General features: G+C 71.0%; 19 protein-coding genes and 1 pseudogene. 10 read left to right on the top strand and 10 right to left on the bottom strand.

Annotation, left to right across the window (positions count from 1 at the left end; translation table 11 throughout):
- Positions 1 to 55 precede the first annotated feature (55 nt).
- Positions 56 to 1147: an NDP-sugar synthase gene (locus AB0I22_RS31920; RefSeq protein WP_363134457.1), complete on the bottom strand. Its 1092-nt coding sequence runs from the start codon at positions 1145 to 1147 to the stop codon at positions 56 to 58.
- 102 nt (positions 1148 to 1249) lie between these two features.
- Positions 1250 to 2773 carry a peptidoglycan recognition protein gene (locus AB0I22_RS31915; RefSeq protein WP_363134456.1) on the bottom strand — a complete coding sequence of 508 codons (1524 nt, stop codon included), beginning with the start codon at positions 2771 to 2773 and terminating at the stop codon, positions 1250 to 1252.
- Positions 2774 to 2910: 137 nt separating this feature from the next.
- Here AB0I22_RS31915 and AB0I22_RS31910 point away from each other — a divergent pair, with 137 nt between their 5' ends.
- The 4 genes from AB0I22_RS31910 (at position 2911) to AB0I22_RS31895 (ending at position 9050) form a co-directional block, all read left to right on the top strand.
- On the top strand, positions 2911 to 3672 hold the full coding sequence (locus AB0I22_RS31910; RefSeq protein ID WP_363134455.1) for a TIGR03089 family protein: 762 nt from the start codon (positions 2911 to 2913) through the stop codon (positions 3670 to 3672).
- Positions 3673 to 3922: 250 nt separating this feature from the next.
- On the top strand, positions 3923 to 5140 hold the full coding sequence (locus tag AB0I22_RS31905; RefSeq protein ID WP_363134454.1) for an LCP family protein: 1218 nt from the start codon (positions 3923 to 3925) through the stop codon (positions 5138 to 5140).
- A 222-nt stretch (positions 5141 to 5362) separates the two neighbouring features.
- Positions 5363 to 7144, top strand: a complete 1782-nt coding sequence (locus tag AB0I22_RS31900) for an LCP family protein (RefSeq protein WP_363134453.1) — start codon at positions 5363 to 5365, stop codon at positions 7142 to 7144.
- 217 nt (positions 7145 to 7361) lie between these two features.
- The gene (locus tag AB0I22_RS31895; RefSeq protein ID WP_363134452.1) at positions 7362 to 9050 is read left to right on the top strand and encodes an LCP family protein; all 1689 of its coding nucleotides are present in this window, start codon (positions 7362 to 7364) and stop codon (positions 9048 to 9050) included.
- Between the two features lie 86 nt (positions 9051 to 9136).
- Here AB0I22_RS31895 and AB0I22_RS31890 read toward each other — a convergent pair whose 3' ends face one another.
- Positions 9137 to 10177 carry a glycosyltransferase family 2 protein gene (locus tag AB0I22_RS31890; protein WP_363134451.1) on the bottom strand — a complete coding sequence of 347 codons (1041 nt, stop codon included), beginning with the start codon at positions 10175 to 10177 and terminating at the stop codon, positions 9137 to 9139.
- Between the two features lie 224 nt (positions 10178 to 10401).
- Between AB0I22_RS31890 and AB0I22_RS31885 the strand changes: the two genes are divergently transcribed.
- A complete protein-coding gene (locus AB0I22_RS31885) occupies positions 10402 to 11859 on the top strand; it encodes an LCP family protein (protein ID WP_363134450.1) in 1458 nt (485 codons plus the stop codon).
- 390 nt (positions 11860 to 12249) lie between these two features.
- The gene (locus tag AB0I22_RS31880) at positions 12250 to 12498 is read left to right on the top strand and encodes a hypothetical protein (protein WP_363134449.1); all 249 of its coding nucleotides are present in this window, start codon (positions 12250 to 12252) and stop codon (positions 12496 to 12498) included.
- A 73-nt stretch (positions 12499 to 12571) separates the two neighbouring features.
- On the opposite strand, the gene AB0I22_RS31875 is transcribed toward AB0I22_RS31880, so the two are convergent.
- A complete protein-coding gene (locus AB0I22_RS31875) occupies positions 12572 to 13114 on the bottom strand; it encodes an acyl-CoA thioesterase (RefSeq protein WP_363134448.1) in 543 nt (180 codons plus the stop codon).
- A 224-nt stretch (positions 13115 to 13338) separates the two neighbouring features.
- On the opposite strand from AB0I22_RS31875, the gene AB0I22_RS31870 reads away from it, so the two are divergent.
- A complete protein-coding gene (locus AB0I22_RS31870) occupies positions 13339 to 14637 on the top strand; it encodes an LCP family protein (protein ID WP_363134446.1) in 1299 nt (432 codons plus the stop codon).
- The gene (locus AB0I22_RS31865) at positions 14634 to 15560 is read left to right on the top strand and encodes an aminoglycoside phosphotransferase family protein (protein ID WP_363134445.1); all 927 of its coding nucleotides are present in this window, start codon (positions 14634 to 14636) and stop codon (positions 15558 to 15560) included. The genes AB0I22_RS31870 and AB0I22_RS31865 overlap by 4 nt, the downstream gene beginning before the upstream one ends.
- 32 nt (positions 15561 to 15592) lie before the next feature.
- Here the strand turns inward: AB0I22_RS31865 and AB0I22_RS31860 are convergent.
- The 3 genes and pseudogenes from AB0I22_RS31860 to AB0I22_RS31850 form a co-directional block, all read right to left on the bottom strand.
- Positions 15593 to 16443, bottom strand: a pseudogene (locus AB0I22_RS31860) (helix-turn-helix transcriptional regulator).
- Between the two features lie 15 nt (positions 16444 to 16458).
- On the bottom strand, positions 16459 to 16974 hold the full coding sequence (locus AB0I22_RS31855; protein WP_363134444.1) for a DUF6879 family protein: 516 nt from the start codon (positions 16972 to 16974) through the stop codon (positions 16459 to 16461).
- Positions 16946 to 17200 carry a hypothetical protein gene (locus AB0I22_RS31850; RefSeq protein WP_363134443.1) on the bottom strand — a complete coding sequence of 85 codons (255 nt, stop codon included), beginning with the start codon at positions 17198 to 17200 and terminating at the stop codon, positions 16946 to 16948. The genes AB0I22_RS31855 and AB0I22_RS31850 overlap by 29 nt, the downstream gene beginning before the upstream one ends.
- 212 nt (positions 17201 to 17412) lie before the next feature.
- On the opposite strand from AB0I22_RS31850, the gene AB0I22_RS31845 reads away from it, so the two are divergent.
- Positions 17413 to 17880, top strand: a complete 468-nt coding sequence (locus tag AB0I22_RS31845; protein ID WP_363134442.1) for a hypothetical protein — start codon at positions 17413 to 17415, stop codon at positions 17878 to 17880.
- A 70-nt stretch (positions 17881 to 17950) separates the two neighbouring features.
- Here the strand turns inward: AB0I22_RS31845 and AB0I22_RS31840 are convergent, their stop codons facing one another.
- On the bottom strand, positions 17951 to 19123 hold the full coding sequence (locus tag AB0I22_RS31840; RefSeq protein ID WP_363134441.1) for an acyl-CoA dehydrogenase family protein: 1173 nt from the start codon (positions 19121 to 19123) through the stop codon (positions 17951 to 17953).
- A 313-nt stretch (positions 19124 to 19436) separates the two neighbouring features.
- Here AB0I22_RS31840 and AB0I22_RS31835 point away from each other — a divergent pair, with 313 nt between their 5' ends.
- On the top strand, positions 19437 to 20777 hold the full coding sequence (locus AB0I22_RS31835; protein WP_363134440.1) for a UDP-glucose/GDP-mannose dehydrogenase family protein: 1341 nt from the start codon (positions 19437 to 19439) through the stop codon (positions 20775 to 20777).
- A gap of 70 nt (positions 20778 to 20847) precedes the next feature.
- Here AB0I22_RS31835 and AB0I22_RS31830 read toward each other — a convergent pair whose 3' ends face one another.
- Together AB0I22_RS31830 and AB0I22_RS31825 are read right to left on the bottom strand one after the other, a co-directional pair.
- Positions 20848 to 22767 carry an N-acetylmuramoyl-L-alanine amidase gene (locus AB0I22_RS31830; RefSeq protein WP_363134439.1) on the bottom strand — a complete coding sequence of 640 codons (1920 nt, stop codon included), beginning with the start codon at positions 22765 to 22767 and terminating at the stop codon, positions 20848 to 20850.
- Positions 22768 to 23130: 363 nt separating this feature from the next.
- Positions 23131 to 23709, bottom strand: coding sequence for a CGNR zinc finger domain-containing protein (locus AB0I22_RS31825; protein WP_363134438.1), 579 nt, complete (start codon positions 23707 to 23709; stop codon positions 23131 to 23133).
- Between the last annotated feature and the right edge of the window lie 14 nt (positions 23710 to 23723).

The following is a 23723-nucleotide window of genomic DNA, read 5'->3' as shown; positions in this document are numbered from 1 at the left end:
GTCCTCTTACCGGTCGGCCGTCCTCTTACTGATCGGACTCTTACCGAGCAGGCTCCTACTGATCAGAGGAGAAGCGCACCGCCCCTGCCCCGATATCCGCCCCGCACCAGACCCGCACCCCGCCCCGCAGCTCGTTGTCCGGGCCGATCCGGGCCCCGTCCCCGATGACCCCGCTCTCCACGACCGTCCGCGCGCCCACTCTGGCCCCCGCTCCGACGAGCGAGTCCACGATGTGCGCCCCGGCCTCGACGACGGCGCCGTCCAGCACCGTGCTCCCCTCGATGCGCGCGCCCGACTCGATCCGGGCGCCCTTGCCGATCACCGTGCCGCCCGTCAGCTTGGCGTCCATGGCGACCAGCGCGCCGTCGATGACCAGGCGGTCGCCGCAGCGGCCGGGGACGGCCGGGGACGGGGCGCGGCCCAGGACCAGGTCGGCGGAGCCGCGGACGAACGCCTGCGGGGTGCCGAGGTCGAGCCAGTAGGTGGAGTCGACCATGCCCTGGAGGTGCGCGCCGGCGGCGAGGAGGTCGGGGAAGGTCTCGCGTTCTACGGAGACGGGGCGGTCGTCGGGGATCGCGTCGATCACGGAGCGGTTGAAGACGTACGCGCCCGCGTTGATCTGGTCGGTGACGATCTCCTCCGGTGTCTGCGGCTTCTCCAGGAACGCCGTGACCCGCCCGGAGGCGTCGGTCGGCACGAGGCCGAAGGCGCGCGGGTCGTCCACCCGCGTGAGGTGGAGGGAGACGTCCGCGTCCGCCGAGCGGTGGGTGGCGACGAGGGCCTCGATGTCGAGGCCGGTGAGGATGTCGCCGTTGAAGATGAGCACCGGGTCGTCGGGGCCCGACCGCAGCCGGGACGCGACGTTGCGGATGGCGCCGCCGGTGCCGAGGGGCTCCTCCTCGGTGACGTACTCCAGGTGCAGGCCGAGGGCGGAACCGTCGCCGAAGTACGGTTCGAAGACCTCGGCCAGGTAGGAGGTCGCGAGCACGATGTGCTCGACGCCGGCCGCGCGGGCCCTGGCGAGCTGGTGGGTGAGGAAGGGGACGCCCGCCGCCGGGACCATCGGTTTGGGCGTGTGCACCGTGAGCGGGCGTAGCCGGGTTCCCTTGCCGCCGACCAGGAGGATCGCTTCTGGCGATTCAGTCAACGTGTCTCTCTGCTTCCTGCTGGGGCCGGCCGTGGTCGGCGGCCAGTGTATGCAGACTGTTAAGGCGTGGCCTCCGCCCGGTCAGCGGTACGGGACGGGGGCTCAGCGCCCCTGGAGGCGGGCCGAGACGGCGCGGGCCGAGCCGAGCTTCCGGTACAGCTGGGAACCGGGGCATTCGGTGGCGAAACCGTCGCGGTGGCCGGAGATGACATGGAGCTTGACCCGGGCTCCCTTCTTGAAGCGGTTGCCGCCGCCCGACACGAGACGGGTGGTGCCGCGCGGGTTGGCGCCGTACAGGCCGAGCTTCCAGGCGGTGAGCCGGGCCACGGCCTTCACCGCGGCGGTGGGCGGGTTGGCATGTGCGAACGTGCCGAGGACGGCGATGCCCATGCTGTTGCTGTTGAACCCGAGAGTATGGGCGCCCATGACGGGTTTCGCCACACCGCCTGCCCGGCCCTCGTAGACGGTGCCGCACTTGTCGATGAGGAAGTTGTAGCCGATGTCCCGCCAGCCGCTGCTCTTGACGTGGTAGCGGTAGATACCGCGGATGACCCTGGGCGCCTGGGAGCAGCGGTAGTTGTTGCCGGTCGCGCTGTGGTGGACGAACGCGGCCTTCACCGTCTTCGTGTAGCGGAACCGCCGTTCGCGCAGCCGCTCGTTCGCGCCCCAGCCGGACCGGGTGACGATGCGGGGGCGGGGACCGATGCGGCGGCGCAGTTCGGCGGCGCGCGCGTCGTCGTCATCGAGCGTGCCCTCGTGGACCGCGCCGTCGTGGGTCGTACCGTCGTGGGTCGTACCGTCGTGGACCGGCCCGTCGTCGTCCGTACCGTCGTGGACCGCGCCGACGCCGGGCGCCCGGTCGTCGGGGGTGCTGTCGACCACCGCCGAGTCGGCCTCGGACTCGGCCTTGTCGAGCGCCGGGATCTCGATCGCGCCCAGCGGCGCGAGCTGCGTGTTCACCGCGGAGGTGGCGGCCTCCTCCCCGGTCGGCACCGGGTTGGCGGCGCGCTGGGCGGGGGACGGGTCGGCGCCCGGGTCGACGAGTTCGAGGCGGAGCCCGGCGGGCAGGGCCGCGGCACGCCGGCCCTTGGCGCCCTTCCCGTGGGCCGCGCCGCCGTGCCGGCCGGCGGCCTTGGCGCCGCGGACCCGGACCTGGACGCCGTCGGAGTCGCCGACCCACAGCGGCGCGGTCGCGCCGTGCGTCCGGCGGTTGCGCGCCTCGGGCGAGCCGGCGTCCGGCCGGTCGTCGTCGTGGGTCTGCACGTCCTGCCAGCCGGACCAGACGTGGCCGCGGGCCGCGCGGGTACGGACCTGGACCCGGCCGTGGAGTTCGGCGGCGGCGTCCTTCCAGACGACGCCGAGGAGGGAGAAGGGCCGGACCCGGCGGGCGGACAGGCCCTGTTCGGCGGCGCCGCCGGCGCGGTCCGCGGCGGTGCCGAGGGGGGCGAGCGGCAGCGACCGGGTGGCGCCGGGCACTCCGGTGGAGGAGGCCGGGGCGGGCGCGGCGGCAGCGGTTGCGGTTGCGACGTCGGACCGTACGGCAGCGGCGCCTGAGGGGGCGGTGAGCGGGAGCGCCAGGACGGCGGCGCAGGCCACGGCCGTCGAGGAAGCGAGGAGTGGACGCATGAAAAAATCGTGGGCAAAGGGGGCATATCTGTCTATTCGTAAGCTGACGGTCTCTCGGCCGAACCGGTGGCCCGCCACCCGGCCCAGGACGCCCGTACGGCTGATGCGCGGCACGCCCGGCGCGTACCCTGGCGGCGATGAACGCCACCGATCACACCCCCGCCGACCTGCTGCGATCCGCCCTCGCGGCGGACCCGGCCCGTCCGCTCGTGACCTTCTACGACGACGCCACGGGTGAACGCGTCGAACTCTCCGTGGCCACCTTCGCCAATTGGGTGGCGAAGACCGCCAATCTGCTCCAGGACGACCTGGCCGCCGAACCCGGCGACCGCCTCGCCCTGCTGCTGCCCGCGCACTGGCAGAGCGCCGTCTGGCTGCTGGCCGCCTCGTCCGTCGGCGTCGTGGCCGACATCGGCGGCGACCCCGCCGCGGCCGACCTGGTCGTCAGCGGCCCGGACACGCTGGACGCGGCGCGCGCCTGCTCCGGCGAGCGCGTCGCGCTCGCCCTGCGCCCGATGGGCGGCCGGTTCCCGCAGCCGCCGCAGGGGTTCGCGGACTACGCGGTGGAGGTGCCGAGCCAGGGCGACCGGTTCGCGCCGTACGCGCCGGTGGACCCGGCCGCGCCCGCGCTCGTGGTCGGCGGCCTGGAGCTGACCGCCGCTCAGACCGTCGACCGCGCCCGTACGGACGCCGCCTCGCGCGGCCTGGCGCCGGGCTCCCGGCTGCTGTCCGGCCTGTCGTACGACACGTGGGAGGGGCTGTCCGCCGGACTGTTCGCGCCCCTGGCGGCGGGCGGCTCGGTCGTCCTGTGCCGCCATCTCGACCAGCTGCCGGAGCCGGACCTGGCCCAGCGCGTGACGGACGAGCGGGTCACGGTCACGGCGACGGCGGCGCGGTAGCGGCGGGCGGGTCGGCGACGGGCGGATCGACTGCGGGCGCGTCCGGTCCCGAGCGCCCCGCCCCCGCCGCCACCCCCGATGCCGATGCCGATGCCGATGCCACCCGTCCGGGCGCACGGCGCGCCGAGTCCCCGGGCCGCGGCGCGCACGGCGCGCGATGATCGGCGGTACGTACGTACCGCCGTGCTCCGCCCCTCCCCCGGCGGCGGGCCCCGGCCCGGCGCCGACTCCGTGAGGGATGGACGCATCCGTGACCGACCGCCCTGGCACCCCGCCCGCCGCCGACCCGGACGCCCCCGACCCGGACGCCATGGCCCCGGCGCGGCGCAGGCGGCGGTGGCTGCGCTGGGCGGCGCTCGGCGCGGCGGTCCTGGTGCTCGCGGCCGGCGGCACCGCGTGGTGGCTGTACGAACAGCTCGACGGAAACATCAGGACCGACACGGACACCGCGCGCGAGCTGGCCCGCTACGAGTCGGAGCGCCCCGTGGCGGCGGTCGCGGGCGCGCGGAACATCCTGGTGATCGGCTCGGACACGCGCGGCGGCGGCAACGGCGAGTACGGCGAGGACAGCGGCACCCAGCGCTCCGACACCGCGATCCTGCTGCACCTGGCCGCCGACCGGCGCAGCGCCACCGCGGTCTCGCTGCCGCGCGACCTGATGACGGAGATCCCCCGCTGCCGCAAGCCGGACGGCGCGCACTCCGAGGCGCAGTTCGCCCCCTTCAACCGGGCGTTCGAGGCCGCGGGCACGGCCTGCACGATCCGTACGGTCGAGACGCTCACCGGCATCCGCGTGGACCACCACGTGATCGTGGACTTCACCGGCTTCAAGAAGCTGGTCGACGCGGTCGACGGCGTCGAGGTCTGCCTGAACTCCGCCATCGACGACCGCAAGGCGCATCTGCGGCTGCCCGCCGGGCCGCAGACGCTCCGCGGCGAGCAGGCGCTCGGGTTCGTACGGGCCCGCTACAGCATGGGCAACGGCAGCGACACCGACCGGATGGGGCGTCAACAGGAATTCCTGGGTTCGCTCGTGAAGAAGATGCAGAGCGACGGGGTGCTGCTCAATCCGGTGCGGCTCTACCCGGTGCTGGACGCCGCCACCTCCACGCTGATGACCGACGCCGGTCTCGACACCCTCCGCAAGCTGTACGACCTGGTACGCGAGGTACGGGCGATTCCTGCCGGAGGCGTCCAGTTCATGACGGTGCCGCGCCGCCCGTATACGTACAACTCCGACCGGGACGAGCTCGTGGAGCCGGACGCGCGAAGGCTTTTCGACGCCCTGCGCAACGACAGGACCGTTTCAGTCGTCAAACAGATCAGGACAGATGACGACGGGTCCGGGGACGGCGAGGACAATCCCGGTCGGTCGGCGGGTCCGAGTACGCCGTCGCCGCGCGCGCCGCAGTCGAGCGCCCAGCCGACGTACGAAGGAACTACCGCAGAACAGGACGTATGCAAGTAGAGGGAGCAAAAGGCACGGCCGGTGGCCCGAATGGATTGGGCAGATTGCCCAGTTGTAGGGAAGTGGAATTTGTCACCGGCGTCGCTTGACGCTGAACTGGGCGGATAGTGTGAGCGATCCGGTGCGCACGGCCGGGTCGACCGCGCACTGCTTCAGACGACTTGACCGGAGCGCCTCGCGGGGGAAGGCGCCGCGTGGCACCGACGGAGGACGCAGGCGACCGTGGACGCGCAAGGCCGTGGGCAGGCGGGCGATATGGACCCCGCCGACCAGTGGGTGTTGAACCCCAGTACCGGCAGCTATGAGCTGCGGATCAACCATGCCGCTGATTCGGCGGCCGGGCACTCCTCCCCCGCCGGCGCGAACAGATCCACCGCCCCCGCCCCCGCCGACGCGGCCAGACCTGCCGTCCCCTCCCCCGCCTCCCCCGCCGACCGCTCCGACGGGCCGCCGGGCCGCCGCGGCGTCCCCGAGCAGCGCGGCCGGCGGGCCTCCGGCAAGGGCGGCCGGGACGCCAGGGCCACGAGCCGGCGCAAGGCGAAGCCGAAGGCGTCGGGCAAGAAGAAGGCGCTGACCTGGACGGGCGGCGTGGTCGCCTTCCTCGTGGTCGCGGGCTCGGTGACCGGCTACATGGTCTACCAGCACTTCAACAACAACATCGACAAGGTCGACGTCGGCGTGGACAACGCCGCGGTCACCGACGGCCCGGTCAACATCCTGGTCATCGGCACGGACAAGCGCGACGGCAAGGGCAACAAGGGCTACGGCGACAACGGCAGCGTCGGCCACGCCGACACCACGCTCCTCTTCCACGTCTCCGAGGACCGTTCGAACGCCACCGCGCTCTCCATCCCGCGCGACATGATCACGGACATCCCCGACTGCGAGGTCAAGGACGACGGGCAGAAGAAGACGGTCCCCGGCTCGCACAAGGTGCGCTTCAACGAGAGCCTCGGCCAGGAGGGCCGCGACCCCGGCTGCACTTGGCGCACCGTGGAGCAGCTCACCGGCCTGAAGATCAATCACTTCATGATGGCCGACTTCAACGCGGTCAAGGAGCTGTCCTCCGCCGTCGACGGCGTCGAGGTCTGCCTCGGCAAGGACATCGACGACCCCGACTCGCACCTGAAGCTCAGCAAGGGCCGGCACAGCGTCCAGGGCGAGGAGGCGCTGGCCTTCGTCCGTACCCGGCACTCCGTCGGCTTCGGCGGCGACCTCAGCCGCATCGAGCTCCAGCAGCAGTTCCTCAGCTCGATGATCCGCAAGATGAAGTCCGGGGGCACGCTCACCAACCCCTCGAAGCTGTACGACCTCGCGGACGCGGCCACCAAGTCGCTGACCGTGGACACCGGCATCGGCAGCGTCAGCAAGCTGACCTCCGTGGCCAAGGACCTCAGCAAGGTCGACCTGAAGCACATCACCTTCGCCACCGTCCCGGTCCTCGACAACCCCGAGGACGGCCCCGTCCACAAGACGGTGATCCTCGACAAGGCGAAGGCCGAACCGCTCTTCTCCATGGTCAAGCAGGACGTTTCGCTGACCGAGGTGAAGCAGAAGGAGAAGCAGCAGGAGAAGGCGGCGAAGGACAAGCAGGCCGCGCTCCTGAAGGGCCCCAAGGCCGCCCCCGCCGACGTACGGGCCCGGGTCTTCAACGGCAGCGAGAAGTTCGGCGCCGCCCAGGCCACGCTCTCCTGGCTGCAGAACTCCCAGGGGATGCTCCGCACCAGCAACGGCGGCAACGCGCCGGGCGGCAAGAAGCAGGCGACGACCACGCTGGAGTTCGCCCCCAACCAGGCCGATCAGGCGCGCCGGCTCGCCGCGGCCATGGGGCTGCCCGCCTCCGCCCTCAAGCAGGGCGCGCAGGACGCGGCGCCGATGGCCGAGATGAAGCTGATCCTCGGCGCGGACTTCAAGGGAGCGGGTGTCCCGCTCGGCGCCCCGTCGAAGGCCCCCTCGGGCATCCAGAAGGTCGAAGCCGACGACAAGAACATCTGCGCCAAGTGAGCCACGAAAGACAAGCAGCAGGCCATGACCGTCAGATGCACCGCGTGAGCCGCGCGCGTTCTATGGACCGCGCGCGCTTCGTGGGCCGCGTCAGCCACGTGTGCCCCGTGAGTCGTACGTACCTCACGAGTCATACGCACCTCATGAGCCACGACACCACCACCCACCACTCGCCTGCCCAGCGGGCCGGACGCACCACCTAGAACGGGGAGGCACGATGCGGCAGAGCAGTGTGCGAGGGGAGCGCGGGCGCCGACGCGCCCCCGAGGCCCGCGAACTGGGCTGGGACGACAGCATGTACAAGGAAGGCGCCGATCCCGACGTGACCGCTCCGAAAGCCAAGGGCGACCACTCCGGCACGGGCCGGGGCGAGCGCCATCGCCGCGGCGGCCCCCGCAAGAAGCGCGGCCGCGGCGCCCGAATACTGCGCTGGACCGCGTTCTCCGCCGCGGTCCTCATCCTCGGCACGGCCGGCGCCGGGTACTTCTACTACGAGCACCTCAGCGGCAACATCAAGAAGGGCGACCTCAACCTCGGCAAGAACCAACTGGACCGCAGCGCCGCCAACGCCAAGGGCCAACGCCCCCTCAACATCCTGCTGCTGGGCTCCGACAGCCGCAACAGCGCCGCGAACGTGGCGCTCGGCGGCTCCCACCGCGACGTGGGCCGCAAGCCCCTCGCCGACGTGCAGATGCTGCTCCATGTGTCGGCCGACCGCAGCAATATGTCGGTCATCAGCATCCCCCGCGACACCCGCGTGACGATCCCCGAGTGCAAGGACCCCGATGACGGCAAGGTCTACTCGAAGACCGACCGGGAGATCATCAACGCCAGCCTCATGAACGGCGGTCCGGGCTGCACCGTCGCCACCTGGGAAGAGCTGACCGGCATTCCCGTCGACCACTTCATGATGATCGACTTCGCCGGCGTGGTGAACATGGCCGACGCCGTCGGCGGCGTCCCCGTCTGCGTCAAGGGCAATGTCTACGACAAGCTGTCGGGGCTGCGGCTGGAGAAGGGCGACCACAAGATCAAGGGCAAGCAGGCCCTCCAATGGCTGCGCACCCGCCACGGGTTCGAGGACGGCAGCGACATCGGCCGCACCCACGCCCAGCACATGTACATGAACGCGATGGTCCGTCAGCTCAAATCGGGCACCAAGCTCTCCGACCCCGGCCAGCTCACCGACCTCGCCGAGGCCGCCACCAAGGCGCTCACCGTCGACAAGGGCCTCGGCTCGCCCAAGAAGCTCTACGACCTCGGCGACGAACTCAAGCAGGTGCCCACCAAGCGGATCACGATGACCACCATGCCGTGGGTGCAGGACCCGCAGAACCCCAAGGCGCACGTGGTGCCCAAGGCCGGCGACGCGGACAAGCTCTTCTCGCTCGTACGGAACGACACCGCGCTCGACGGCAAGGACAAGAAAGACAAGAAGGACAAGACGCAGGACAAGAAGGACACCCCGTCCGACCCGGCCGCGCCCAAGGGCGAGATCGGCGTGACCGTGCAGAACGGCACCGGCTCCGCCGCCCAGGCCCCGACCCCCGGCCGCGCCGGGACGATGGCCGCGCAGCTCGTCAAGGACGGCTTCGCCAAGGCCGTCGCGGACACCACGCCCCGGACGCAGGCGACCACCGTCATCAGCTACCCGAAGGCCGACAAGCGGGGCGACGCCCAGGCCGTCGCCAAGGCGCTCGGCCTGCCGGACAGCGCGCTGCGGATGTCGACGTCCGTCCAGCAGATCACCCTCGTGGTCGGCGCGGACTGGCGCACGGGCACCTCGTACCCGAAGGACGCGGGCTCGCACGACAAGGGCGACGACAAGGCGCCGGACAGCTCCGCCGCGCTCAACGGCGACGACTCGTCGGCGTGCATGGACGTCAACCCGCTGAATCGTTTCTGACGCCTACGCCGACGCCTCCGCCTACGTGAAGAGGGCCGCCCCGGATGCGCCGGGGCGGCCCTCCTTACGTACGTACGCACGTACCGCTACGACTGCTGCCGCTCCTCGCGCCGCGGCGACGTGACCGCCGGGCGGCGGCTGGCGATGACCTTCCTGGCGAGCGAGCGCGGGCTGGTGAGGAAGCCGTACCCCCAGGTCATGTGCATCGTCGCCAGCGCGAGCGGGATCTGCGCCCGCGCCTTGAGCGACAGCCCCTTGCCCGCGGGCAGCGACCCGGCGGCGATGGCGGCCAGGTACCCGGCCGGGACGACGAAGCCCCAGGGAGTGACGGCCGCGCCCACCACGATGCCGGCGGCGATGGCGACGACGGCGGTCGGCGGCGCGAGGTAGCGGAGGTTGATGGAGCCGGAGTGGTAGCGGGCGACGACGTGCCGCCAACGCCCGTAGTTCTTGTACTGCTTGGCGAGCGCGCGGACGCTCGGCCGCGGCCGGTACTGCACCCGCAGCTCCGGGGAGAACCAGACGAGACCGCCCGACTCGCGGATGCGGAAGTTCAGCTCCCAGTCCTGGGCGCGGATGAACTCCTCGTTGTAGCCGCCCTGTTGCTCCAGCGCCTCGCGCCGGAAGACACCCAGGTACACGGTCTCGGCGGGGCCCGCCGCGCCGCCGGTATGGAAGGCCGCGTTGCCCACGCCGATCTTGGAGGTCATGGCGGCGGCGACGGCCCACTCCCAGTCGTTCTCGCCCTCGGCGTGCATGATGCCGCCGACGTTCTGCGCGCCGGTCTCCGCCAGCAGCCGCACGGCGGTCGCGATGTAGTTCGGCGAGAGCATGCCGTGGCCGTCCACCCGCACCACGATCGGGTGCCGGGACGCCTTGATGGCGGCGTTGAGCGCGGCGGGCGTGCGGCCGGTGGGGTTCGGCACGGTGTGGACCCGGGGGTCCTCCCGCACCAGCTCGGCGGCGATCTCGTCCGTACGGTCCGCGGAGGGACCCAGGGCGATCACCACCTCCAGCTCGCCCGCGTACTCCTGTTCCAGGATGTGCCGGACGGAGCTGCGCAGATGCCGTTCCTCATCGAGCACCGGCATGATCACGGAAACGGCGGGGGGCTGCGGCTCAGACATCGTTCCTCGGGGGTACGGCCCGGGGCGGCGTCCGCCGGGTCGGCGGCGCCGCGACGGGGGTGAAGGATCGTCCGTCACGTTACCGCGAATGGCTGACCCGGGCGCACGCCGCCCGGGTGGCAGCGGGGCGCGCGGCGGCGTGGGGGCGACGGCAGCTGATCGTATGGGCCTACCGTGACCGTCGGTCCTGCCCAGCCGCCCAGCCCGTCGCGGAGGTCTCCGAAGTGACCCCACCGGCCCGCTCACCCCGGCCCCGTCCCCGGCCGCCGACCCACCGGCGCCGCAAGCGCTGGGGCCGCCGCCTCGCCACGGGCACCGCCGCCCTGGTCCTGGCCACCAGCGGCATCGGGCACGCGGTGGTCACCGGCATCGACGGCGGCATCGACCGCGTCGACCCCTTCAGTGGCCTGTCGAACCGGCCCGGCAGCGGCGGCGGCATGAACATCCTGCTGGTCGGCACGGACGGCCGCGACAAGATCACACCGGCCGAGAAGGCCCGCTACCACCTGGGCGGCGAGCCCTGCCACTGCACCGACACGGTCATGATGGTGCACCTCTCCGCCGGCCGGGACCGCGCCAGCGTGGTCAGCCTGCCGCGCGACTCGTACACCGAGATCCCCGAGCACACCGACCCCGCGACCGGCAGGCGCCGCGCCGCCCACCCGCAGAAGCTCAACGCGGCGTACGCGGAGGGCGGCCCCGGCCTGACCGTACGGACCGTCGAGCACATGACCGGCGTGCACCTCGACCACTACCTGGAGGTCGACTTCACCAGCTTCATGAAGACGGTGGACGTGCTCGGCGGCGTGCAGATCTGCACGGCCCGCCCGCTGAAGGACGACTACTCGGGCCTCGACCTGCCGGCGGGCACGTCGAACCTGAACGGCGGCCAGGCCCTCCAGTACGTACGCTCCCGCCACCTCGACGGCGCCTCCGACCTGGGCCGGATGCAGCGCCAGCAGCGGTTCCTGGCGTCGCTCATCCACCAGGCCACCAGCAGCGGCGTGCTCCTGAACCCGATGAAGCTCCAGGACCTCGCCTCCGCGATGCTCGGCTCGGTCCGCGCGGACCGGGGCTTCGGCAGCACGGACATCCTGGCGCTGGGCCAGGCCATGAAGGACTTCACGCCCGCGTCGTCGGAGTTCGCCTCGGTGCCGCTCGGGAACATGAACTACAGCGTCCCGAACGTCGGCTCCACCGTGAAATGGGACGAGACCAAGGCCCAGCGGCTGTTCCGGTCGATCCGCGAGGACCGCCCGATCGCGGCCCGGCACGGCGGCGGGGCGCACGGCGCGACCCCGGTCGACGTGGCGCCCCAGCAGATCCGGGTACGGGTCCTGAACGGCAGCGGCCACCCCGGCCTCGGCCGCGCCGCCGACCATGCCCTGGCCGCCACCGGCTTCAACACGGACAAGGCCCCCACCACGGCCCAGGGCTCCCCGACGCCCCACACGGTCGTCGGCTACGACCCCCGCTGGGACCGCTCGGCCCAGTCCCTGGCCACGGCCCTCCCCGGCGCGGAACTCCGCCAGGTCCCGAATCAGGGCCCCGTACTCACGGTCACCCTGGGCACCCAGTTCACGGACGCGGCGAAGGGCGTACGGAAGGTACGGGCGCAGGAGCCGCCGCAGGACAGCGACAGCGCGCGGGCGGTGAAGGGGGACGAGGTGGTGTGCCCGTAGGGGGCGGGGCGGATAGGGGGCGTACCCGCTCGTCAGTACGCCGTGGGGCGGACAGCACGACAGTCCGCCGCGAATGATCTACCATCAGCGGAGCGACGCCGATCGCCATAGCGCCTCGTCACACCCTGCCTCCAGCCGTTACCGGCTAACGCGGGGCCTGACCCCGGGGGCAGCAGGGCAGATCACGCGCTTCACCGCAGAACGAGGCCCCTCCGCCGCAGCGCACTTCTCCTTCGGCGCCCCGTTCGCCCGTGCCTGGTACCTCAACGCACAGATCAACACCCGCCGGTCCGCAGCAAGGCGCGGCGGGTGTACTCACCGAGCATGACATTCCGATCATGGCTCCAGCCTTGATCCGACCACACGCGCAGCCAGAGAGGACCACCATCCATGTCTGAGATCATCCGCGCCGAAGTCGCCGTTTCGTACGGCGACCAGAGCGGCGCACCGCGCATGGCCGTCATCACCCACGACATCCCCGTCACAACGTCGGCGCCGGGCGGCAGCCTCTACCTCACTCCGGAGGAGAACGAGGCCGCGCTCAAGGCCGCGGCCCAGGCATTCGCCGCGGCCCTGCCCACCGACCGCGGATACGAAATAGCCGGCTCCCTGGTGAGCGAGACGAAGATCGCCGTCTGACCGCTCCACCCATCCCGCACCGCCGCCCGCGCGTTTCCCCGGAGACGTGCGGGCGGTGTTGCGCGCGGCCGCGTCAGGCCTCGTCCGGCTGCTGCTCGCGCAGTTCCTTGATCGCGCGGCGGCGGGCGAGCCGGTGCGTGCGGCGGATCTGCGCTTCCTTGAAACGTCGCTCGTTCCGCTCCGTGTCCGGGATCACCGGCGGTACGGTCCGCGGCTTGCCGTCGGCGTCGACCGCGGCGAACACGAGGTAGGCGCTGCCGACCTGGGTGGCGGGGGTGGACTCGTTCCAGCGCTCGGCCATGACGCGCACGCCGATCTCCATGGACGTGCGCCCCGTCCAGTTGCACTGCGCGTGGACGTGGACCAGGTCGCCCACGCGGACCGGCGAGAGGAACGCCATCTCGTCCATGGACGCCGTGACCGCGGGCCCGCCGGAGTGGCGGCCGGCCACCGCGCCCGCGGCGTCGTCCACCAGTTTCATGATCACGCCGCCGTGGACGGTGCCCATCAGATTGGTGTCGCTGCCGGTCATGATGTGGCTCAGCGTCGTGCGCGACGCCTCAGTCAGCTTGCCGGGGAGGTCTTCCCCCGGCTCTATAGGGCCGTGATCAGTCATGACACCAGCGTAAACGGCCGGACATGTCCCTCCGGGCGGGAGCGGCCGCACCCCCGTGACCTCGGCGTTCGGCTTGCCCGGTATCGCTGCGTCAGGGCCTTGGGCCTGATTGGTCATGTCCTCCACCAAATGCGGTCCCGGAATGCATCAGCTCTGCAACAGCAGGGCCCCGATCCGGTCCCCGCCCTGTGAGCCGCCGTGTCCTGGCAGGCACACTTCATCCCATGAACGATTGGCCCGAGGGACGGACCGGTGACGGCAGGGACCGGTATGGACGCGGCGGCGCCGGCTCCGAGCCGGAAGGTGCCCGAGCCATGCCGCATATCCGCCGCGGCACACAGCAGCCTTACCTGCCGCAGCAGCCCCAGGGATACGACGACGGCTACGCCGCCCACCAGGCCGGCGGCTACGACGACGGCTACAACACCGGCCAGGTGTACGGCCGGGGCGGCCAGCCCGGCGGACCGGGCGGGCCGGGCGGTTCCGGCGGGCCCGGCGGCGGCGCGTACGGCCATCCGCCGCGCACCAACCCGCCCAACTGGCGCAAGCGCATCAAGATCGGCGTACTGACGCTCGTCGTCGTGGTGCTCGCGGTCTCCGTAGGCACGTACTTCTGGGCCGACTCGAAGGTGCGCCGCGAGGTCGATCTGAGCAAGGTCGAGGACCGCCCGGGGTCGGGCGAGGGCACCAACTACCTGATCGTGGGCTCCGACAGCCGCGAGGGGCTGTCGGACCAGGACAAGAAGGACCTGCACACGGGTTCGGCCGACGGCAAGCGCACGGACTCGATGATGATCCTGCACACCGGCGACAACGGCTCCACGATGCTGAGCTTCCCCCGCGACTCGTACGTCACCATCCCCGCCTTCACGGGCAAGAAGTCCGGCAAGCGCTACCCCGCCTCCACCCACAAGCTGAACCAGGCGTACTCGGACGGCGGCCCGGAGCTGCTCACCCAGACCATCGAGTACAACACCGGCCTGCGCATCGACCACTACGCGGAGATCGGCTTCGGCGGCTTCCGCAGCCTCGTCGACGCGCTGGGCGGCGTGGACATGTGCCTGGACAAGGCGGTCAAGGACAAGGACTCGGGCGCCGACTTCAAGAAGGGCTGCCAGACCCTCGACGGCAAGCAGTCGCTCGCCTTCGTCCGCCAGCGCCACCAGGAGGCCGACCAGGACCTGGGCCGCATGCGCAACCAGCAGAAGTTCCTCAACACCCTGGCCAAGCAGGCCGCTTCGCCGACCACGATCCTCAACCCGTTCCGCCTCTACCCCGTCATCGGCTCGGGGCTCGACACGCTCATCGTCGACAAGGACATGGAGCTGTGGAACCTCACCTCGATGTTCTGGGACATGAAGGGCGTGACGGGCGGCGACGGCAAGCAGATGACGGTGCCGATCTCCTCGGCCAATGTCTCGACGCCGAGCGACGGGGTCGCGGTGAAGTGGGACAAGACCAAGTCGAAGCAGCTGTTCGACCAGCTGAAGAACGACGAGAAGGTCACCGTCTCGGACAAGTGAGCACGTCGGTGAGCAGGGAAATCCCGGACCGCCTGGCGGCGTCGTACTCCAGGACCTTCGGCGAGGAGGGCAGAGCCTGGATCGCGGCGCTGCCGGCGCTCGTCCAGCGCCATCTGGACCGGTGGGAGCTGGTACGGGACGGGGCCGCCGGAGCCGGAGAGGCGTCGCTGGTGCTGCCGGTACTGCGCAAGGACGGTACGGGCGCGGTCCTCAAGCTCCAGCTCCCCAGGCAGGAGACGACCGCCGCGCTCATCGGCCTGCGCACCTGGGACGGGACCGGCACGGTATGGCTGCTCGACCACGACCCGGAGAGCAGCACCATGCTCCTGGAACGGCTGGACGGCGCCCGTACGTTGGCCGCGCTGGAGGACGACGACGAGGCGACGGCGATTCTCGCGGGCCTGCTGGCGCGCCTGGTGAGCGTCCCCGCACCGGAGGGGCTGCGCGGCCTGGGCGACATCGCCGCGGAGATGCTCGCGCGGGTCCCAAGAGCTGCCGCGGCCCTGGCCGACCCGTCCGAACGGCGGCTGCTGCGCGGCTGGGCCTCGGCGGTGGCCGAACTGGCCGACGAGCCCGGCGACCACATGCTGCACTGGGACCTGCACTACGACAACGTCCTGGCAGCCGACCGCGAACCCTGGCTGGCCATCGACCCCGAACCCCTCGCGGGCGACCCCGGCTTCGACCTGTGGCCCGCCCTGGACAGCCGCTGGGACGACGTAGTCGCCAAGGGCGACACCCCCCGGATCATCCGCCGCCGCTTCGACCTGCTCACCGAAACCCTCGGCCTGGACCGCGCCCGGGCGACGGGCTGGACACTGGGCCGCCTGCTCCAGAACGAACTGTGGGACATCGAGGACGGCGGTTCCGCCCTGGCCCCGTCGTCCGTAGCGATGGCCGAGGCGCTCCAGCACTCCCCGTAACCGGCCGCGCCCCTGCTCCCGCCCCCGGCCGGTCACGTCAGGGACGCCGCCGCGTCCGCTACCAGGGAACGAGCTGCCGCACCCCGCGCGGCCCCTTGTGCCAGGCGGTCGAAGGCTCGGGAGTACAGCTCCACCTGGCTCGGCTGTGTGAGCGTGGAGGCGGCGTCCAGCGTGTCCGCGTGCACCCTGCCGTCATCGAAGATCGTGAAAGTCGGCATGGGCCACACCGTCCGTCGCACCGAGAACGGGACGATGCCCACGGCGACGTTCTGAAGGTCCATGACCCCGAGTAGGTGGTCGAGCTGCGCCGCCATGGTTTCGGCGCCGCACAGCCGATATCGCAGCACCGATTCCTCCAGCACGAATGAGAACCGGTGTGCGGCGTTGTTCAGCACCGCGTTGCGCCTCATACGGGCCGCCACAGCGTCGTCCACGTCATTCGGGGTGCCCCGGAAGTCCGCGATGGACGCCAGGAGAGCGGCGGCGTATCCAGGGGTCTGGAGGAAGCCCGGAACCACGTCGGAGACATAGACACGGAAGACCTGGGTCCGCTGGTACAGGACCCGGTGGATTCCTGCAGCCTCCTGAGGCCGCTCCGCTGGAGCCGCTTCCACTCCACATGGGCGTCGGCGGACTGCCGACTCGCCGCGATCAGATCAGGGGCCTGGTCGTCGGCGGCGCAGGCCCGGCACCATGCTCGGATGTCCGCGTCGGAGGGAGGCGTTCTGGCGTTCTCGATGCGGGATGACTTCGACTCCGACCAACCGCAGCTGACGGCCAGCTTCCGCCCGCTGATCCCCGCGTCCTTCCGGATCTCGCGCAGCCGCCCCGCGAGTTCCTCGCGTGCCTTCTGGACGCGTGAGGAGGAGGGGGATGGAGGCATGGAGCCGGGTTTCCGTCAGACCTCGTACCGGTGGTGCGGGACAGCCCGCTCCCAGACCGATTCGAAGGCGGCGGAGCACAGCTTCACGGATTCCGGATCCGCCGTGATCTCGTCCTCCACGACCGCGCCGTCGCCCGAGAAGTGGTGCACCCGGAGCAGTCCGTCGTCGAACAGCCAGAAGTCGTTGCCCGGCAGCGGGATGGCCGTGGCGCGTCGCCTGGGCAGCCAGCGGACCTGCTCCCCTGCCGTGACGTTGGCCCGCGTGACGTAGTGCTCCCACCGGATGTACTCCGATACGGGCTCGGAGACCACTCGCGCCCTTCGGATCACCACTCCCCTGGCCACAGTGTCCGCGATCAATTGGTCGTAGGGATGCCACCAGGTCTCGCGGGCCTCCCAGTCGATCCGCTCGCCTCGCTTCCACGCCTCGAAGCGGTCCGTGGCCGCGTATGCGTCACGGAGTTCCAGGTGAACGGCGGATCGCTCGCACCGGCCGAGCAGTTCAGCGAAGCTGGGCGCGCTCGACGGCATCGCACGCCTCCCTGATCATCGGAACCATCCGGGCGGGAATCCTGACGATGGCCTCGCTGTCGGGCACGGAACCGTTCGCGGGACTTGTCCCCTCGCACTCCGCCTGCGTCTCGGGGCTCGGCTTCCACCCCTGCAACAAGATCTCCTGAGCTTCCGCGTCCGCCCACACGGCAGGGCATTGGTCCCGGTCGGTTTCGGGGTCGATTCCCACGAACTCCACGGCCATGGCCGGCTCCCTGTCCAGGTGATCGCTCGGTCTTGCACAAGCTTCCTCGAACTGGGGAGATGACGTCAATACCACTACGAGGCAGGGCAATTGACGTGCAAGGTTCTGCAAGTTCGTGGCGCTCGCCGGCACCCGGTTCCTACGGTCGTCACATCGGCGCGAACTCGGCCTGGAGGGCGGGCTGCGAGGTGCCGCAACAGGGAGGACCGCAGATGCACGATGCACGCGCACTACTCACCCCCGCCGCGTTCGGGGGCGTCGTCGCGACCGTCCTCGGCAGCCATCCCGGCATGGAGGAGGCCGCGGCGGAGCGGATCGTGGCCGAAGCGCTGAAGTTCGTGGACGCTGCCGCGCAGTTCCCCGCCGTCAAGATCACGCCCTCTGCTGTGGTGGAGGAAGGCTGGCACGCCCTGATCCTGCACACGAACCTGTACGAGGGGCTGTGCGACCGCCTGGGGCGGTTCGTACACCACTGGCCCGGGCGTCCCGGCGCCGAGCGCCCCGACGAGCAGGCGCTGGCCCGTACGGTGACCATGATCGAGCAGGCCGGCCACACCGTGGACGGGGAGTTGTGGGCGGCCTCGGCCAGGGTGCCGGTGCCCGTAGCCGCCGGGGTCCCGGTGGCGCGGCCGGGTTCTGGACCGGCACGGGGAGCCGGAGTCCCGTCCTCGGGCGAGTGATCGCCCGCTCGCCTGCCGACGGACGAACGCCCCCGCCGCGGCCGGCAGGGGCGTTCTCGCGAAAGTCGCGTTACGGCAGGTTCCTCGCCATCACGATCCGCTGGACCTGATTCGTGCCTTCGTAGATCTGCGTGATCTTGGCGTCGCGCATCATGCGCTCCACCGGGTAGTCGCGCGTATAGCCGTAGCCGCCCAGCAGTTGGACGGCGTCCGTGGTGATTTCCATGGCGGCGTCGGAGGCGTAGCACTTGGCGGCGGCGCCGTAGAAGGTGAGGTCTTCCTTTTCGCCGCCGGCGGCGACGCGTTCGGATTTGGCGGCGGCCGTGTAGGTGAGCTGGCGGGCGGCTTCGAGTTTCATGGCCATGTCGGCGAGCATGAACTGGACGCCTTGGAAGTCGCCGATGGGCTTGCCGAACTGCTTGCGTTCCTGGACGTAGCCCTTGGCGTAGTCGAGGGCGCCCTGGGCGATGCCGAGGGCCTGGGCGGCGATGGTGATGCGGGTGTGGTCGAGGGTCTTCATCGCGGTGGCGAAGCCGGTGCCCTCGGCGCCGATGATGCGGTCGGCGGGGATGCGGACGTTGTCGAGGTAGACCTCGCGGGTGGGCGAGCCCTTGATGCCGAGCTTCTTCTCGGGGGCGCCGAAGGAGACTCCGTCGTCGGCCTTCTCGACGAGGAAGGCGGAGATGCCCTTGGTGCGCTTGTCGGGGTCGGTCACGGCCATGACGGTGTAGTAGTCGCTGACGCCCGCGTTGGTGATCCAGCGCTTCACGCCGTTGAGCACCCAGGAGTCGCCGTCGCGGACGGCCTTCGTCTTCATGCCGCCCGCGTCGGAGCCCGCGTCGGGCTCGGAGAGGGCGTACGAGAACATCGCGTCGCCCTGGGCGAGCGGGCCCAGGTACTTCTTCTTCAGCTCCTCGGAGCCGGAGAGCATGACCGGGAGGGAGCCGAGCTTGTTGACGGCCGGGATGAGGGAGGACGAGGCGCAGACGCGGGCGACCTCCTCGATCACGATGACGGTGGCCAGGGCGTCCGCGCCGGCCCCGCCGAATGCCTCGGGCACGTGGATGGCGTGCAGGTCGGCCGCGGTCAGCGCGGTGCGGGCCTCTTCGGGGAAGCGGCCCTCCTCGTCCACCTCGGCGGCGAACGGGGCGATCTTCGCCTCGGCGAGTGCGCGCACCGAGTCGCGGAGCATGTCGTGCTCCTCGGACGGCCGGTACAGGTCGAAGTCCTTTGATCCCGCCAAGGTGTTCTCACTCCCCTGAGAGTTAACTACCGTTTAGTAACTGCGATTCTAGGGCCTGTCGTCAACCTCCGGTCGTTCGCCCGGAGGGCGGGCTCCGCGTCGTCTGGTGCGTGCTCTCGCAAGGCGGAGGGCCGTCCCTGTACTGGGCGTACTGGGATGAGCCCGACAACGCGGCGAGAGTGCGTGCCAGGCGGGGCGGAGCAGACCGGAGGTTGACGACAGGGCCTGGAGCCGCCACCCCGGCCTGGCCTACGTGAGCTTGCCGACAGCTATGCTCGGGCACGGATCAGCCCGTACGCATGTTGGAGCACTCATGGCCCCCAAGATCACCGTGATCGGCACCGGCTACCTAGGGGCCACGCACGCGGCCGCCATGGCCGAACTCGGCTTCGAGGTGCTGGGGCTGGACGTGGTCCCCGAGAAGATCGAGATGCTCTCGCAGGGCCGGGTCCCGATGTACGAGCCGGGGCTGGAGGAGCTGCTGCGGCGGCATGTCGCCGGGTTCGAGGGGGCCAGCGGGCGGCTGCGCTTCACCACCTCCTGGGAGGAGGTCGGCGAGTTCGGCGATGTCCACTTCGTCTGCGTGAACACCCCGCAGAAGCACGGCGAGTACGCCTGCGACATGTCGTACGTGGACAGCGCCTTCGAATCGCTGGCCCCGCACCTGCGCCGGCCCGCCCTCGTCGTCGGCAAGTCCACGGTCCCCGTCGGCAGCGCGGAGCGGCTCGCCGCCCGCCTCGCCGAGCTGGCCCCGGCCGGCGCCGACGCCGAGCTGGCCTGGAACCCGGAGTTCCTGCGCGAGGGGTTCGCCGTCCAGGACACCCTGCACCCGGACCGCATCGTCGTCGGCGTCGCCGGCGAGAGCGCCGAGCGGCGGCTGCGGGAGGTCTACGCCACCCCGCTCGCCGAGGGCTCGCCCTTCGTCGTGACCGACTTCCCGACCGCCGAGCTGGTCAAGACCGCCGCCAACTCGTTCCTCGCCACCAAGATCTCCTTCATCAACGCGATGGCCGAGGTCTGCGAGGCCGCCGACGGCGACGTCGCGAAGCTCGCCGAGGCGATCGGGCACGACGAGCGGATCGGCCGGAAGTTCCTGCGCGCCGGCATCGGCTTCGGCGGCGGCTGCCTCCCCAAGGACATCCGCGCCTTCATGGCGCGCGCGGGCGAGCTCGGCGCCGACCAGGCGCTGACCTTCCTCCGCGAGGTCGACTCCATCAACATGCGGCGCCGCGGCCACATGGTGGAGTTCGCCCGCGAGGCGGTCGGCGGCTCGTTCCTCGGCAAGCGCATCGCGGTCCTCGGCGCCACCTTCAAGCCGGACTCCGACGACGTACGGGACTCCCCCGCGCTCAATGTGGCGGGCCAGATCCACCTCCAGGGCGGCCAGGTCACCGTCTACGACCCCAAGGGCATGGACAACGCCCGCGCCCTCTTCCCCACCCTGGGGTACGCGCCGACCGCCGTCGAGGCCGCGCAGGGCGCGCACGCCGTGCTGCACCTCACCGAGTGGCGCGAGTTCCGCGAGCTGGACCCCGCCGAGCTGGGCAAGGCCGTCTCCGAGCCGTTCATCCTCGACGGGCGCAACGCGCTCGACCCCGCGCTGTGGCGCGCGGCCGGCTGGACGTACCGGGCGCTGGGGCGGCCCCGCGCCTGAGCCCCGCCCGCAGGGATACGCGGACGCCCGGGACCGTCGCGGTCCCGGGCGTCCTTCGTGTGCGTCCGCGTCAGTGGCCCGCGGTCTTCTTCGCGCTCACCTCAGCCGCGTTCACCATCACATACCGGTGGTTGAACTGGACGGTGTAGTACTTCTTCGCGCCCTTGACCACCGTCTGCTTCGACGGGGAGAAGTCGACGGCGCCGACCGGCGGCTGGTCGGCGACGTACGCCTGGCCGGCCGGGATCGCGTAGTTCTTCGCCTTCAGGGCGTCCTGCTTGGACGGGGACACGCCCTTGGGGTACTCGGCGGCGTCCGGGTAGGCGGTGCCGTACACCTTGGCCGCGTCCTTGCCGGGCGCCTTGACGATCCGTACGCCCTTGGCGGGCGTCGTGTTCTTGCCGCCCGGGTTGTGGATCCAGCCCTTCTGGCCGCCGAACCAGATGGCGGTCCAGTCGCCCCGCTTCTCGGCGACCACGAACTTCTGGCCGGCCTGGACGGTCGTGGTCCAGTCCGAGACATCGTTCGTGCCCTTGTCGTCCTTGCCCCCGTGCACGACGGGGTCGAGGATCAGCGGAGCGTCCTCGCGGGGCTCGCCGCGGACGAACAGGGCGCTGGACGGGCCGGTCACCGGGCCGCACTTCTTGATGACGCCGGACGGGTCGTCATTGGGGCAGATGTTGTGCGTCTGCTGGTTCTCCTTGAACCCCGGCGTGATCGTCACCGCGGTCCCGACGGGGCCGACGCCGCGCTTGCCCTCGTCGATCGGGGCGCCGATCATCCGCATGAAGCGGGTCCAGTCCCAGCCGTTGCCCGGGTCCCAGTGCATGCCGGCGATGGTGTCGTCCGAGGGGCCCGTCACATTGTCGTGGCCGAGGATGTGCTGGCGGTCGAGCGGCACGTCGTAGCGGTTCGCCAGGTACTTCACGAGCTTGGCGGTCTGCTCGTACGCCGCCGTCGTGTACCACTCGGCGCCGTGGGCGGAGAAGCCCTCGTGCTCGATCTGCACCGCGTGCAGGTTGCTGTCGTAATTGCCGTCGCCGAACGCGACGTCCTTGTTCGGCACCATCTGCGTGACCTCGCCGTCCGAGGACCGCATCACGTACTGCGACGAGGACCCGCCCGCCGTCTGGAAGGTCTTGATCGCGTCCTCGTACGACCCCTCGGTCGTGTGCAGCACGATCTGCGTGATCTTGATGCCGTTGGCCGGCCGGTTGGAGACCTGGCCGTTGGAGGCCGCCGCCGGTACGAACTTGCAGTTCATCGACGGCGGGCACTCCGCCTTCGGCGACCCGGTGTCCTTCAGCTTCAGCTTGCTGTACTGGGTGACCGCCGGCTTCGCGGACGGCTGGGCCTTCATCGTCACCGACCGGCCGTCCGCGGCGTCGCGGTGGGCGCCGGACTTGATGGTGGCGAACACGCCGTCTACGTACGACGACGCCGCCTTCCGGTCGGTCAGGCGGCTGTACTTGGCGACCGCGGCGGTCCACTGCGCCGGGTCCTGCGCGGTGGTGCCGGTGAGCTGCTTCTGGTACGCGGCGAGGAGCGCCGCGCCGCCGCGGATGTTCTCCTTCTGGTCGTGCTGGAGCTTGTCGGCGGAGGCGCCGGTCAGCTTCGCCGCGGACCGCAGGGTGTGCAGCTCGGGGTGGTCGGTGAAGGAGCTGAGGTCGGAGCGGCCGGCGGCGCCCGCGGCACCGCCGGTGACCATCTTCGACGTCACGTCGGTGAGGTTCATCAGACCCCAGCCGCCGGTGTTGCTGTAACCGGTGTGGTGCTGCCAGCCGGACTCCTGGTGCGCCACGCCGAGGAGGACGGGCAGCGGCACCTTGAACTCGTCCGCGGCCGCGGCGAAATCAGCCTGCGTGGTCGGCGACTTCGGGTCGTCCTCGGTCATCGCCTGCGCGAAGGACGGCAGGAAAGCGAAAGCGCCTACGGCCAGTGCGCCGCCGACGGCCGCCGTCGGCAGCCAACGCTTTTTCCGCTTGTGCAAAGGGGTTCCCTTCAATGCGACGGTGCGCGGGGCTCCCTCGTCAGGGGGTCATCGACTCGCCCGGTACGCACCCAAAGGTGTGGGGGTAAGCGCGCAATTCCCGTACGGGCTCGCCGAAGTGGGCGGTGACCACCTCGACGGAGACGGTTCTCGGCGCCGAATGACATCAGATCAGAAAAACATTCGGGAACTCACGGCGGGGTGGTCGATGACACAATGATGAGCAGCGTTTGGCGACCGAACAGCCCATTGCGGGCAGCGCGATCCGTACCTTTATCCGGACCTTTCCCCCTTTCGGGTCGCCGCCGCGCTCCGGCCGCTTCCCCTTTCCCTATGGCCCCCGATCCCTTTCGCGCCGCTGCCTTATTCGGGCTTGTCCGGTATTTCGGGGTTCCGGGTCTTGGCCGGGGTCGTACGCCGCCCGCCCGCCTTGTTCGCCCGGTACGCGCGCATCTTCGCCCGGCTCCCGCACACCGCCATCGAGCACCACCGGCCGCGCCCCGCCGGGCTGCGGTCGTAGAAGATCCACTGGCAGTCATGGGCCTCGCACGCCTTGAGCCGGGGCCAGGTCCCGTCCGCGGCGGCGGTCGCGACGGCCGCGGCGATACGGGCCGTGAGCGCGCCCAGCCCCGTCAGGCCGTCCGCCGGGCGCAGCGCCGCCGCGCCCTGCCCGTCCACCGCGAGCACCAGCGGGCCATCGGCGAACAGCCGGTCCAGGCCGGCGACGCTGGAGGGCGCGAGCTCCGCGCCCGTATGGGTCAGGCAGACGGCCCGGAGCGCCTCGCGCAGTTCCTGGGCCCCGGCCCGTTCACGCTCGGCGAGGCCGAAGCGGGCCAGTGCGCCGGCGTCCGTCAGGGCGTCCGCTCCGGTCTCCACGTCCAGGGTGTTGACCAGGTCCTGGACGAGGGCGAGACCGCCGGGCGCCGTTCTTTCCGCGCTCATGCTTGCGACGTTAC

It is taken from the genome of Streptomyces sp. NPDC050610 (assembly GCF_040654875.1).
In the GTDB taxonomy this organism is placed as follows: Bacteria; Actinomycetota; Actinomycetes; order Streptomycetales; family Streptomycetaceae; genus Streptomyces.
This window is presented reverse-complemented; position numbering and strand designations above follow the sequence as displayed.

Bases quoted from the DNA above. Each gene is read 5' to 3' on its own strand.
- AB0I22_RS31890 (WP_363134451.1), bottom strand. From the start codon at position 10,177: ATGTCTGAGCCGCAGCCCCCCGCCGTTTCCGTGATCATGCCGGTGCTC.
- AB0I22_RS31895 (WP_363134452.1), top strand. From the start codon at position 7,362: ATGCGGCAGAGCAGTGTGCGAGGGGAGCGCGGGCGCCGACGCGCCCCC.
- AB0I22_RS31845 (WP_363134442.1), top strand. From the start codon at position 17,413: ATGCACGATGCACGCGCACTACTCACCCCCGCCGCGTTCGGGGGCGTC.
- AB0I22_RS31915 (WP_363134456.1), bottom strand. From the start codon at position 2,773: ATGCGTCCACTCCTCGCTTCCTCGACGGCCGTGGCCTGCGCCGCCGTC.
- AB0I22_RS31875 (WP_363134448.1), bottom strand. From the start codon at position 13,114: ATGACTGATCACGGCCCTATAGAGCCGGGGGAAGACCTCCCCGGCAAG.
- AB0I22_RS31910 (WP_363134455.1), top strand. From the start codon at position 2,911: ATGAACGCCACCGATCACACCCCCGCCGACCTGCTGCGATCCGCCCTC.
- AB0I22_RS31825 (WP_363134438.1), bottom strand. From the start codon at position 23,709: ATGAGCGCGGAAAGAACGGCGCCCGGCGGTCTCGCCCTCGTCCAGGAC.
- AB0I22_RS31880 (WP_363134449.1), top strand. From the start codon at position 12,250: ATGTCTGAGATCATCCGCGCCGAAGTCGCCGTTTCGTACGGCGACCAG.
- AB0I22_RS31835 (WP_363134440.1), top strand. From the start codon at position 19,437: ATGGCCCCCAAGATCACCGTGATCGGCACCGGCTACCTAGGGGCCACG.
- AB0I22_RS31870 (WP_363134446.1), top strand. From the start codon at position 13,339: ATGAACGATTGGCCCGAGGGACGGACCGGTGACGGCAGGGACCGGTAT.
- AB0I22_RS31850 (WP_363134443.1), bottom strand. From the start codon at position 17,200: ATGGCCGTGGAGTTCGTGGGAATCGACCCCGAAACCGACCGGGACCAA.
- AB0I22_RS31855 (WP_363134444.1), bottom strand. From the start codon at position 16,974: ATGCCGTCGAGCGCGCCCAGCTTCGCTGAACTGCTCGGCCGGTGCGAG.